Annotated in this window: 14 protein-coding genes; all 14 read left to right on the top strand. The window is 37.7% G+C overall.

Going from position 1 to position 11,625, the window contains the following annotated elements; translation table 11 throughout:
* From KFD70_RS22165 to KFD70_RS22100, 14 genes are read left to right on the top strand one after another with little or no spacing between them, the layout of a single operon-like run.
* Positions 1-1,515, top strand: coding sequence for a phage portal protein (locus KFD70_RS22165; RefSeq protein ID WP_431613375.1), 1,515 nt, complete (start codon positions 1-3; stop codon positions 1,513-1,515).
* Entirely contained in the window at positions 1,515-2,636 is a 1,122-nt protein-coding gene (locus tag KFD70_RS22160; RefSeq protein WP_431613374.1) for a phage minor capsid protein, read from the top strand. Before KFD70_RS22165 ends, KFD70_RS22160 begins: the two co-directional genes overlap by 1 nt.
* Before the next feature lie 11 nt (positions 2,637-2,647).
* Positions 2,648-3,280: a hypothetical protein gene (locus tag KFD70_RS22155; RefSeq protein ID WP_431613373.1), complete on the top strand. Its 633-nt coding sequence runs from the start codon at positions 2,648-2,650 to the stop codon at positions 3,278-3,280.
* A 28-nt stretch (positions 3,281-3,308) separates the two neighbouring features.
* Positions 3,309-4,211 (top strand): capsid protein, encoded by a 903-nt coding sequence (locus KFD70_RS22150; protein WP_431613372.1) that lies wholly within the window; start codon positions 3,309-3,311, stop codon positions 4,209-4,211.
* 47 nt (positions 4,212-4,258) lie between these two features.
* On the top strand, positions 4,259-4,513 hold the full coding sequence (locus KFD70_RS22145; protein ID WP_431613371.1) for a hypothetical protein: 255 nt from the start codon (positions 4,259-4,261) through the stop codon (positions 4,511-4,513).
* An 8-nt stretch (positions 4,514-4,521) separates the two neighbouring features.
* Entirely contained in the window at positions 4,522-4,923 is a 402-nt protein-coding gene (locus KFD70_RS22140; protein WP_431613370.1) for a head-tail connector protein, read from the top strand.
* The gene (locus tag KFD70_RS22135; protein WP_431613369.1) at positions 4,916-5,251 is read left to right on the top strand and encodes a putative minor capsid protein; all 336 of its coding nucleotides are present in this window, start codon (positions 4,916-4,918) and stop codon (positions 5,249-5,251) included. The genes KFD70_RS22140 and KFD70_RS22135 overlap by 8 nt, the downstream gene beginning before the upstream one ends.
* Positions 5,248-5,598, top strand: a complete 351-nt coding sequence (locus tag KFD70_RS22130; RefSeq protein WP_431613368.1) for a minor capsid protein — start codon at positions 5,248-5,250, stop codon at positions 5,596-5,598. The genes KFD70_RS22135 and KFD70_RS22130 overlap by 4 nt, the downstream gene beginning before the upstream one ends.
* 10 nt (positions 5,599-5,608) lie before the next feature.
* Entirely contained in the window at positions 5,609-6,028 is a 420-nt protein-coding gene (locus KFD70_RS22125; RefSeq protein WP_431613367.1) for a phage tail terminator protein, read from the top strand.
* Positions 6,029-6,031: 3 nt separating this feature from the next.
* On the top strand, positions 6,032-6,475 hold the full coding sequence (locus KFD70_RS22120; RefSeq protein WP_431613366.1) for a phage tail tube protein: 444 nt from the start codon (positions 6,032-6,034) through the stop codon (positions 6,473-6,475).
* Positions 6,476-6,528: 53 nt separating this feature from the next.
* The gene (locus KFD70_RS22115; protein WP_000191450.1) at positions 6,529-6,930 is read left to right on the top strand and encodes a hypothetical protein; all 402 of its coding nucleotides are present in this window, start codon (positions 6,529-6,531) and stop codon (positions 6,928-6,930) included.
* The gene (locus tag KFD70_RS22110; protein WP_431613365.1) at positions 6,930-7,577 is read left to right on the top strand and encodes a Gp15 family bacteriophage protein; all 648 of its coding nucleotides are present in this window, start codon (positions 6,930-6,932) and stop codon (positions 7,575-7,577) included. The genes KFD70_RS22115 and KFD70_RS22110 overlap by 1 nt, the downstream gene beginning before the upstream one ends.
* A gap of 5 nt (positions 7,578-7,582) precedes the next feature.
* Positions 7,583-10,813, top strand: coding sequence for a phage tail protein (locus KFD70_RS22105; protein ID WP_431613364.1), 3,231 nt, complete (start codon positions 7,583-7,585; stop codon positions 10,811-10,813).
* A complete protein-coding gene (locus KFD70_RS22100) occupies positions 10,810-11,616 on the top strand; it encodes a distal tail protein Dit (RefSeq protein WP_431613363.1) in 807 nt (268 codons plus the stop codon). Before KFD70_RS22105 ends, KFD70_RS22100 begins: the two co-directional genes overlap by 4 nt.
* Positions 11,617-11,625: the final 9 nt, after the last annotated feature.

Here is an 11,625-nt window from a genome sequence, read left to right as displayed (position 1 = left end):
TTGTTTAGTAACATCGTTGCAAAAGTAAGGGGGTGGCTATATAAAATGGGCCTAATTCGTGGAGTTAAAAAGATATCTGATAAAAAAGAAATACCTATTAATGAGGAATCCTACAAGAATATCGATATGTGGAAGGCACTATACAGTGGATATTATAGCGATTGGCATGATGTTAAGTATCATACGATTGAAGGGAAGAAAAGCAGAAAGATGGCATCGCTAAACATGGCGAAAGTTATATCACAAGAGATGGCTGCTCTCATCTTTAATGAGAAGTGTTCGATTAACATTTCTGATGACACCCTTTCAGATAATATCAAGAATGTCCTAGATGAAAACAACTTCATTAAGGAGTTTCAAAGGTATCTAGAGTACACCTTCGCTTTGGGCGGAATGGTTATTAAAGTTTACTGGGATGAAGGCATTAAGCTTTCCTACGTCACAGCAGACTGTTTTATTCCTATTGCATGGGATAACAAGCACATCACTGAAGGCGTGTTTGTAAATGAAGTCTCAAAGGGTGATAAGAAGTACACACTACTTGAATGGCACCTTATTGAAAAAGGAGAAGCAGGGGAAAGATACGTAATTAAGAATGAGCTGTACGAGAGCAAGAATCAAGGCGACTTGGGTGTGAAAGTTCCGCTTTCTACTTTATATCCTAACTTAGAGGAAGAAGTAGGGATTAAAGATATATCAAGACCTATATTCGTATACTTTAAACCTAACACAGCAAATAACTTAGATTTATATTCACCACTTGGAATTTCAATCTATGCTAACGCATTAAGTACTTTGAAATCACTTGATATCGCATTCGATAGCTTCCAACGTGAGTTTGTTTTAGGGAAGAAACGTATTATGGTGCCAACTTCTGCAATCAGAACAGTTGTAGATCCACAAACAGGTATGCCTTTGAGATATTTCGATGCGACTGATGAAGTGTATGAGGCAATGAACTTTGAAGATAATGCTAAACCAATACATGATATATCAATCGAATTGCGTGTAGAAGAGCATACAGCTGCTATCAACGCGCTATTAAACTATGTATCGATGCAAGTTGGCTTCTCCGCTGGAGCTTTTAGTTTTGATGGACAAGGCGTTAAAACTGCAACAGAGGTTGTCAGTGAAAACTCCAAGACGTTCAGGACAAAGCAGTCTCATGAAACGATTATTGAAGATGGTATTCGTGATTTGGTTGATATTATTATCGAAATCGCTTCTTTATATGATGAGTTCGAGAGTACAGATGAATATGAAGTTACTGTTACTTTTGATGATTCCATTGCAGAAGACCAAACAGCAGAAATCAATAAGCAGGTAACGCTTGTTATGAATGGATTAACTACTAAGAAGTTAGCCATTATGAAGATACATGGTGTGTCTGAAGAAGAAGCGAAGAAAATCGTAGAGGAAATACAAAATGAGAACAAGATAGTTATGCCGGAAAACGTTGATTTCTTCGGGATGAATAACAAACAACAAAATAAAGGTTCAGGAGATGAAGGGTAATGGCACTCCCTCCTGAGAAGTTACAGCAACTCTCTATGTTTGTAGTGGATATCTACAATGCGATCGAAGAAGAGTTGCTTTTAAATATGGCCCGAATGCTAAAGTATGATAGGGAATTACTATTAACTGCCGAGGATTTTATGGAGTATCAGCATTGGCGCATTGTTCAGTTGAATAAGTTAGGTAAGTTAAATCAACAACAAATGAATACTATAGCTAGTCATAGTGGTAAAACGGCTGAAGAAGTGCGGAAGATGTTAGAAGGTGCTGGGTTTATGGCAGTGGAACAACACGAACCGTTATACCAGGAAGCAGTACAAGCGGGAAGTATAGCAGCTGCTCCTGCGATGTATACAAGTGCCGCGTTAATCGGAATACTTAACGCTTATGAGCAACAAGCTTTAGATACGCTGAACCTTGTAAATACAACGATGTTGAAACAGTCGCAACAGGTTTATCTTGATGTTTTAAATAAGACAGTAGGTAAACTGCTAGGTGGTGTTATAACTCCGCAACAAGCACTTAGGCAGACTGTTTCCGAATGGGCACAGCGAGGGATTCCGGCTTTAATCGATAAAGGTGGTAAACGTTGGAGTGCTGAAGCGTATGTGAATATGATTACCCGTTCTGTTAGTCAGAATGTAGCAAATGAGATGCAGATGACTCGCATGGACGAATACGACGTAGATCTAATTGAAACAAGCTCACACCTTGGAGCAAGACCACGCTGTGCTCCGTATCAAGGACGTATCTACTCTAAAAGCGGAAAGAGCAAGAGATACCCTCCGTTCTCCAGTACATCGTATGGTGAAGCGGCAGGGTTACTAGGCGTGAATTGTCGTCATATCATCTATCCTTATATACAAGGGAAATCGACTAAGCGTTATGAACCGTACGACAATGATGAGAACTCAAAAGCATATAAGGAAAGCCAACAACAAAGAAGCTTAGAACGACAAATCAGGAAAGCGAAGAAAGAAGTAAAGGTTATGGAAGCGTTGGGCGATGCAGAAGGTGTGAAGGAAGCGAAGAACAAGGTTTCACAACGCCAATCTAATATGAGAGAGTTCATTAATCAAACGAAGCGTAAACGCCAATATAACCGCGAACAAATTGTTTAGGAGGAATTACGATGCTAAAACCATATAGATTACGATTAAATGAAATGCAGTTCTTCTCTGAAGGGGGAGAAAATCCACCAGTTGCACCGGAAGGAGGTGAGCTTAATGTAGCGACACCAGAAACTACACCGCCAGCAAATCAAGAACCACCTGCACAACCGCCAGTTACTTTTACACAAGAACAATTAGAGGAAGCTAAACAGCAACAAGAAGCAGCGTTACTAAAGAAACTTGGTGTAGATAACTTAGATCAGCTAAAACAAACGGTAAAAGGTTGGAATGAGTACCAGGAATCACAGAAAACAGAGCAAGAAAAGACAAATGAAAAATTAACAGCCTTTGAGACTCAGTTGCAAGAAAAGAATGAGTCTCTTTTTAATTTGCAAGCAGAAAACGCTGCGATTAAGTCAGGTATTACAGAAGAAAAGAACTTAAATGCAGTTATTACTCTAGCAAAAACAAAGGTTAGTGATGATATAGACATTACAAAAGCTATCGAAATGGTAGTTGAAGAGTTCCCTCATTTTAAAGGTGTAGTGGAAGAACCACAAGGAACTCCAAAGCCTACATTTACAACTGGTCAACACCAGAAACAAACGTTGACTGAAGCTGATAAATGGAAAGCCGCTTTTGCACAAATCTAAAATTTAAATAATAGGAGTGATTTATTACATGGCTACATTAAATTATGCTACGCAATATCAAGAAGCACTGGTTCAAAAATTCACGAAAGGTGCATCTTTTGGAGCGTTATACAATACGCCGAATAACAATATTATCAAATGGACTGGCCCTAAAACGATTCAGATTCCAAGTATCAAAGTTGGCGGATATACTGATGTTGATCGTAATGTTGTCGGTGGTTACACTCGTCGTGTTGACAACTCATTTGAGCCTAAGACTTTAGCTCATGACCGTGAATTCCGTACCTTAGTTGATCCGGTTGATATCGATGAAACAAATATGGCTGTTTCTATTGCAAACATTACTCGTGTATTCGTAAATGAAGAGTCAATTCCAGAACATGACAAATACATGGCATCTAAACTTTACTCTGAATTCACTGGATTCGGGAAAACAGCAGATGTTACTGCTCTTACCGCTGCAAATGTTTTAGGAGTATTTGATACATTCATGTTAGAAATGGATGAAGCGGAAGTTCCGCAAGAAGGTCGTATCCTTTATGTAACTCCTGCGGTTAAAAAGTTACTAAAAGAAGCAGAACAAATTCAACGTACACTTGATATCAAAGGTACTGGCGAAAATGCAATCAATCGTAATGTCTACTCTTTAGATGATGTAACGATTGTAACTGTGCCTTCATCTCGTATGAAAACTGCTTATAACTTTACTAGTGGCGCAGTAGCTGATCCAACCGCGAAGCAAATCAACATGATTTTAATTCACCCATTATCAGTTGTAGCTCCACAAAAATATGAGTTTGTAGACGTTGATACACCTAGCGCGGCAACTGGCGGTAAATATCTGTACTACGAGCGTAAGTACTGGGATGTATTCTTACTACAAGCTAAAGCTGATGGTGTGAAATTTAATATTGTGGGTGCAGGAGCGTAAGAGAGGACTTAAACAGTTCTCTCTTTTCTTATGAAAGGAGAATGTAGATGAGTAACGTTGTAAAAGTAAAACGATTAAATAAAACATTAAATATTGATAAGGATCGTTTAGCTAGTTATCTACTCGATGGTTACGACCAAATTGATGAAGAGGGTAACATTGTCACTCGTGCGACAGGCGGACGAAATGTTTCGTTGGCTGAGTACAACAAAGTACTAGACGAAAAAGATGAGTTGGAGAAGGAAAATAAAAAGCTAAAATCAGAAGTAGCCAAGCTGAAGAAGGAAGCTGCTACTAAGTAGGTGATCTCATGGTATATATAGATGCTGATTACTACAATGACGAATACAAAGGTACTCCAGTATCGGATGTGGTGCTATTGGATAGGTTAATCACTCGTGCTAGTGATCAAATCGACCACGTTATAAATTATAAATTGGAAGGCGTCGACTTTGATAAGTTGGCACCTTTTATTAAGAAGCAGGTAAAAAAAGCTACTGCTGCTCAAGTTGAGTTTTTAGCGATTAATGGAGAAACTTCTGCAACTGTAAGTGAAGGTAGCGGAGGTTTTTCTGTGGGGGCTTATTCTGAGAATGTTATGAGTGCAGGGGCAGCAGATGCACCTAGTCATTATGATCGTTATGCAATTACCGTAGTTGATTACTTACGACCGACTGGATTACTTTACTCAGGTGTGTGTGTACATGGCTAAACCAATCAGACGTTCATTATTAATCCATACTGTCGATTATTTGGAATATAAGGGTGAGGATGACACTTGGGGTGGAAGTGATAACTATGCACCTGCTGCAACGATTGAAAGGGTACGAATTGAACCTAAAAAGACATTTGTATCTAATGATAATGGCGACAGTACTGTTATGCAAACACTGTTATTTCATGATGCAGTACATTCAACACCCGTTACTTTCAAAGAAAAGTCAAAAGTCATATTCAACGGAAAAGAAATGACCGTTAGTAAAGTTAGCGACTTTTATGATAGAAGCAGTCTTCACCATGTGGAGGTGGTGCTTGTATGATTCGGGTAAATATTAAACTCGATACACCTGCTATTGAAGGGCAAGTAATGGAAGCTATTCAGAAAGCACAATTCGCATTAGATCAGCAGGTGCTTAAAGATAGTAACTTTTATATACCAAAAGATACAGGTGAGTTAGAACGTTCTTCTATTCGTTTCAGTAGACCTGGAGAAGGTCATATAGAGTGGAATACCCCTTATGCAAGGAGGATTTATTATAATCCCCAATATAATTTCTCTAAAGATGTTAATCCTAATGCCAGAGGTCTCTGGTTCGAGGAAGCAAAGGCTAGGCATGTTATGGATTGGGCTAGAATCGTAGAAAACGAGATTAAACGGAACTTATAGGAGGGCAAACATGATATGGCTAATTGAATCGATCAAGAAGCATTTAACTACTTCTTTACAGCCTAGTATTCTATTCGCTCCTATAAAAGCCGATTTATTGGATATAGGAGTAAATGATACACCACGAAAAAGTATTGCTATAAGAATGATTCCTTCTGCTCCAGGAGAGCAATATTACGATGGTGAAATTATCAACAAACAAATTCAAATTCTTGCAAAAAGTAGTAACCAACTGGAAGTAAATAACACAGTTGAATTTATTACAAGGGAATTAAATAACGTTCATAGGCGTGTATTTAACGCTATTGACGGCTCCTATACACTAAGAAGATTAAATGTGTATGTGGAGCCTAATTTCGTTGAGAAGACAGCAGCAAATGAGTTTATATATATGGCACTATTTAGTGCGGAATTAGAAATAGGAGGTTAGAATATGTCATTTTTACTGAACTACGGTTACAAATTTGAAATCGACATAACGCCAGGCGGACAAACACCTACAAAGGCTGCAATTGCAAAAGGTATCACATCGGTTGATCCGGATAATAACGAAGAAACAGAAGAAACGTACTACTACGATGGTGGTGGTTCTGCAGAACGTGATGTAACTGGTGGTATGCTGGGATACGGATTTGAAGGGCATCGTTTCTACGGAGACGCAGCGCAAGATTATATCATGAGTTTGCTGAATAAATTTGGGCCCGCTCGTAAAACAACATTCACGGTAACAGAACCAAATGGTGACAAATGGGAAGGTAAAGCAACAATTTCTGAAATTAAAGCTCCCGGAGGCGACGCCAATAGCAAGGGCGAAATTGAATTCACTATCTCATTCGATGGGAAACCAACATTCACAGAAGCACCTGTAACACCTTAAGAAAGAGTCGTTAATACGGCTCTTTTTCTATTATCTAAAAAGGAGAGAAATACATGACACAATTTAAGTTTGAATTTGAAAAAACGTATAAAGAGGTAGATATTGCAGGAGAAATTCATAGAGTGGATTTTAATGATGATTCAATTTTGAAATACGGTAAAGCTTTCAAGAAGTTTGATGAGGATTCCAAAAAGATTACGGGATTAATTCAAAACTTCGAAACTGCTACTGATGAGGAGATTGAACAGTTATCAGTTCACCAAAAAGAATTAGTGAAAGACATCGTTGAAACTTTCTTAGGCGAAGGAACATTTGCTTCTCTTTATGAAAAAGCGGGAAGATCTTCTGCGAATTTAATGGGGCTAGTTCAGTATTTAAATGAAATTTATGTGGAAGAAAGTCAGAAGAAAACAGATGAAACTCGTAATAAATATCTAAGCAACGTGAAGAAATAATGCTTAAATTAACCGAACGTGATTATGATTTCTATACATGGAATGGCGTTCGTTTAGAATTGAATTTAGCCTTTGATAATATCCTTTTGCTGTTCGATTTGTTTGAAGATGAAAGTATTAATGAGCACCTTAAAACTGACATTGCATTGAATATGTTGGTTGTAGATAAAGTGTCCATGAATCAGTTGGATATGGAACGTAAATCAATGTTGTTACTGGACATTTTAAAAGATAGGTTAGATATTGATTTGAAATTATTAATGAAAAAGAAAATAGAGGAGAAAGAAGAGGAAAAGGCGCCGACCATCCCTACTGTAGATTTTGTAGTAGATGCAGAACGGATTTTTTCCTCTTTTTTGTTTGACTATAATATCGATCTAATTGAACAACAAGGGAAAATGCAATGGAATAAGTTTATTGCTCTCTTCCGCAATCTTTCTAGCAAATCTCCAATGGGACAAGCGCTTTATTATCGAACTTGTGAGATTCCGCCAAAGGAGAAACACAACGCTGACGAGAGAAAACGTATCAAGAAAATGAAAGAAATGTACGAACTTCCGAGAGCAAAAGAAATTAGAGAGTATCAGGAATTTATAGCATTCCAAAAGAGAATGGAAGCACAAAAGTCACAGCTTGAAGGTAGGTGAAATGAATGGCGGATGGACGTGTTGAGATAGATACCAGGTTAGATACTGGGAACATTCGAAGGGATGTACAACGAGTAAATGATGAGTTAAATCATATTGGTGATGGGGTTGCACAAGCTACTCGTGGTTTAACTGATGAAGTAGGAGCACGTTATGATAGCTTAGGAAGACGTATTCGCTATGTATATCGAGGTACTTCTGAAGAAGCTAGACAAATGTATAGTGAAATGGCGAGCGCTCACCGACAACAAGCTATTGCAATGCGCGGTGTTAAAGATCAAATGATCGGAGCTCAATATCAATATTTTAAGTTAGCACAAGCGTCTCAAAATTACACAGGTACAACTAGAGAATTCTTAGCGGAAGTTCAAAGAGTAGGAAAAGCTCAAAAAGCAGCAGCAGACGCAGCTATAAACTCAAATAGATTAGCTATGATGGGAATGTTACAGACCATAGGTTATATGCAGAATATGACGACGCAAGCAACTCGTATACGTGAAAATTATACAAGAATGGCAAATCCTCTATACACAATCAATAACGCTGGTTTACGTGCTGCGGATGCGCTAAACAGAATGGCTAATGCAGGTAACGCTTCAGTACTGGCTCTGAAAATGTTGGGTCCAACTGCGAGTATGAAAGATTTACAGAATATGACCATGATGATTAACCAAGGTTTAATGAGGTTCCAAATGGTTGCTTTAGCGGCTGCGGCATCATCCGTATTGCTTTATGGAGCGTTACACAAATCTAATATGGAAATGAATCCAAAGTATGCGGAAGCCTACACTAAAATGTTAGAGAAACTTTCAAAAGCATTTCAGCCTATGAAAGATGCTTTTGCTGCAATGATGATTCCTATTTATAACTTTATTAGCGCAATAGCAGATCTTGTTATCAAATTTAATGAAGCACATCCAGTACTAGCTAAATTCATCCAGGGCACGATGATGTTAATACCATTATTAACATTGATACTCTCTCCTTTAGCTATAGGTATTGGACTATGGAACGGTATGTTAGCTGCATGGTCTTCTATTTGGATGCTTATCGGACCACTAATTACAGGTTTAGCAGCTATGAGTGCGACGGTATGGGTTGTAGCGGCAGCGGTAGTAGGTTTGGCGATGTATCTCTCTCATTTATGGAAAACAAATGAACAATTTAGAGCAGGAGTTATGAAAGCATTAGGTGCTGTTAAACAATTCGGACAAGCTATCGCAGTTTTAGGAAAGTATCTGTTTTGGACTGCTGTTGATGGAGATTATCTGAACGACTGGATTACACATTTGCCAGAAAGCTTTCAACCTGCTGCGGAGAAGATAGGTCGTGCAGTAGCAAAAATCCACGACGCAGTTTCAATTGCTATAGGTTCAGTTGCTCGATTTGGGCAACATATTGTAAACCTAGGAAAATACTTATTCTGGACAGCGGTAGATGGGGATTACTTAAATGATTGGATTACTCACTTACCAGAAGGTTTTCAAAATGCCGCGCAGGCTATCGGTATGGCTGTAGCAAAAATAAGAGAAGTAATCGTTCAGTTAGTAGATGCTGTAAAATCTGCATTTCAAGGTAATTTCGACCCGTTGATTCAATTTTTTGTCACTTTAATACCTAATATTATCGCACTAATTATCGGAGGGATACCGGGTCTAATTATTGGCATTACCACAATGTTTGCAAGAATGTCAGATGGAGTAAACACTGGTGGCGCTCAATTGGTAACTAAGTTTGGAGAAATAGTAAACAACATCGTTACCGCATTTACTACATTCATATCAACACAATTGCCAACTATCGTAGAGCAAGGTGTAAAAATAATAGTAAGTATAATTCAAGGTATTTCACAATCACTTCCACAACTTGTAACAGCGGTCACACAAGTTATCACAACGTTTATCACTGGACTTGTTACACTATTACCTCAACTTGTTACTGTAGGTATTAACTTGATACAGACTTTAGTTACAGCTATCACGCAAGCACTCCCACAAATAATTTTAGCAGCTGTACAAATCATAAATGCTTTAGTACAAGGGATTGTTCAAGTTCTTCCAATGATTGTGAATGCAGCTATACAAATTATCACAACATTGATTCAAGCTATTATCCCTTTAATTCCTCAATTGCTTGATGCAGGAATACAAATCTTAATGGCTCTGATAAATGGAATTATTCAATGTTTGCCACAAATTATAACTGCGATTTTACAAGTGATTCAAACACTTGTTAATACAATAGTTACATTGTTACCACAAATCATTGATGCAGGTATTAAGATCTTAATGGCGCTAATTGATGGGATTATTCAAATCCTCCCTCAATTAATCGAAACAGCTATCATGTTGATTACTAAAATTTGCGACATGCTTATTCAAAACCTCCCAAAATTAATTGATGCAGGTATAAAAATCCTAATGGCATTGATTGACGGGATTATCCAAGTGTTACCTCAATTAATCGATGCAGCAATTAAGATAATCATTAAATTAGTTGAAGTTTTAATACAAAACCTTCCTAAAATAATTGAGGCTGGTGTAAAAATACTTACAGCATTAATTGAGGGGATTATTAAAATCTTGCCAAAATTAATCGAGACGGGATTAAAATTAATCGTCGAAATAGCTAAAGCGATTATAGATAACTTGCCAAAGATACTCGAAGCAGGTGGAAAGATTATATTAGAACTTATCAAAGGTATTATAGCCCTTGTAGGTAAGTTAGGAAGCACAATTAAAGATAGTGTAGTTAAAAGTATGACTGATAAGTTAAATGATGCTAAAGACACATTCTTTAAAGCTGGTCAAGGTTTAATGGATATGCTTAAAGATGGATTGAACAGTATGAAAGACAAGGTTTTAGGTACAATGTCTGATATTGCAGGGAAAGTTCGTGATTTTCTTCCTTTCTCTCCTGCAAAAACAGGTCCTTTAAGCGACTTAGACCATTTAGATTTTGGCGGGCCAATCTCTGATAGTATTAAACTCGCTTTCCCGCAAGTAAAAGGACTCTTAGGGGACTTGCTTACTACGCCAGATATTCAAACACAGTCTGTTGAAACGATGTTAGGCAAAATCGCTAACACTCCTTCAAACGGAGGAAATACTTATAATTTCGATAGAATGCTTGAGGGAACCACATTTATTGTTCGTGAAGAAGCTGATATACAAAAGATCGCTAGAGAACTAGGCAAATATGTTCAAGGAGTTAGTAGAAGTGGGGGATATAGATGAGTTTAACAATAGACGGAAAACACATAAGCGAACTAAACTTATCTCTATTAAGAGAGCACCAAAACCCTGCTGCCCCAGCTACACGTGATAACACTATTACGATACCAGGAATGCATGGAGCATATGATTTTGGTGCTACTTTAGGACCAAGAGAATTCAGCTTACCGCTTCACGTGAAATTGAAAAAAGAAACAGATTCATTACCAGAAGCAATCAGAAAAATGGTAATGGCCTTTATTGATCCATACGGTAAGCCTAAAACCGTAAAACTAATATTTGATTATGAACCTGATAAATATTATTTGGCCCGTTATAGCGGTTCGATACCAATTGACCGTTATTTTAGTATGGGTAAATTCGAATTACCTTTAACTGCGTATGATCCACATGCTTATTCAGTATTTGATACCTCTGGTGATGTTTTATGGGGAGATGATATCCCTTTCATGTCAGATATACCATTTGGTATTGGTGATTTTAGTTATGAGGTCACTACACCAACAACAGTACAAATTGAAAATGTAGGTTCACTTGTAGTTCGCCCAATAATTACGATAACTGGAAGTGCAAGTTCAATGACTCTTACCACAAATGGTAAGAGTTTTTCTGTGGGCCCATTTCCTGAAGGTGCCAATCTTTTAATTGATAGCCAACACTATGTGGTCACTAGGGATGGACAGAATTATATATCGAAGATGACAGGAGACTTTTTAGAGTTACTTCCAGGTGAAAATTCGATTTCTATTACTGGTACAAACCTACATTTTCAAATTTCATTTGAATTCAACGCAAAATATATGTAGAAGGTGGTG

This window comes from Bacillus pfraonensis, assembly GCF_050768835.1.
Lineage (GTDB): Bacteria > Bacillota > Bacilli > Bacillales > Bacillaceae_G > Bacillus_A > Bacillus_A pfraonensis.
The sequence above is the reverse complement of the archived record's forward strand: the minus strand, read 5'-3'. Positions and strand labels throughout refer to the sequence as shown.

Bases quoted from the DNA above. Each gene is read 5' to 3' on its own strand.
- KFD70_RS22160 (WP_431613374.1), top strand. From the start codon at position 1,515: ATGGCACTCCCTCCTGAGAAGTTACAGCAACTCTCTATGTTTGTAGTG.
- KFD70_RS22155 (WP_431613373.1), top strand. From the start codon at position 2,648: ATGCTAAAACCATATAGATTACGATTAAATGAAATGCAGTTCTTCTCT.
- KFD70_RS22150 (WP_431613372.1), top strand. From the start codon at position 3,309: ATGGCTACATTAAATTATGCTACGCAATATCAAGAAGCACTGGTTCAA.
- KFD70_RS22145 (WP_431613371.1), top strand. From the start codon at position 4,259: ATGAGTAACGTTGTAAAAGTAAAACGATTAAATAAAACATTAAATATT.
- KFD70_RS22140 (WP_431613370.1), top strand. From the start codon at position 4,522: ATGGTATATATAGATGCTGATTACTACAATGACGAATACAAAGGTACT.
- KFD70_RS22135 (WP_431613369.1), top strand. From the start codon at position 4,916: ATGGCTAAACCAATCAGACGTTCATTATTAATCCATACTGTCGATTAT.
- KFD70_RS22130 (WP_431613368.1), top strand. From the start codon at position 5,248: ATGATTCGGGTAAATATTAAACTCGATACACCTGCTATTGAAGGGCAA.
- KFD70_RS22125 (WP_431613367.1), top strand. From the start codon at position 5,609: ATGATATGGCTAATTGAATCGATCAAGAAGCATTTAACTACTTCTTTA.
- KFD70_RS22120 (WP_431613366.1), top strand. From the start codon at position 6,032: ATGTCATTTTTACTGAACTACGGTTACAAATTTGAAATCGACATAACG.
- KFD70_RS22115 (WP_000191450.1), top strand. From the start codon at position 6,529: ATGACACAATTTAAGTTTGAATTTGAAAAAACGTATAAAGAGGTAGAT.
- KFD70_RS22110 (WP_431613365.1), top strand. From the start codon at position 6,930: ATGCTTAAATTAACCGAACGTGATTATGATTTCTATACATGGAATGGC.
- KFD70_RS22105 (WP_431613364.1), top strand. From the start codon at position 7,583: ATGGCGGATGGACGTGTTGAGATAGATACCAGGTTAGATACTGGGAAC.
- KFD70_RS22100 (WP_431613363.1), top strand. From the start codon at position 10,810: ATGAGTTTAACAATAGACGGAAAACACATAAGCGAACTAAACTTATCT.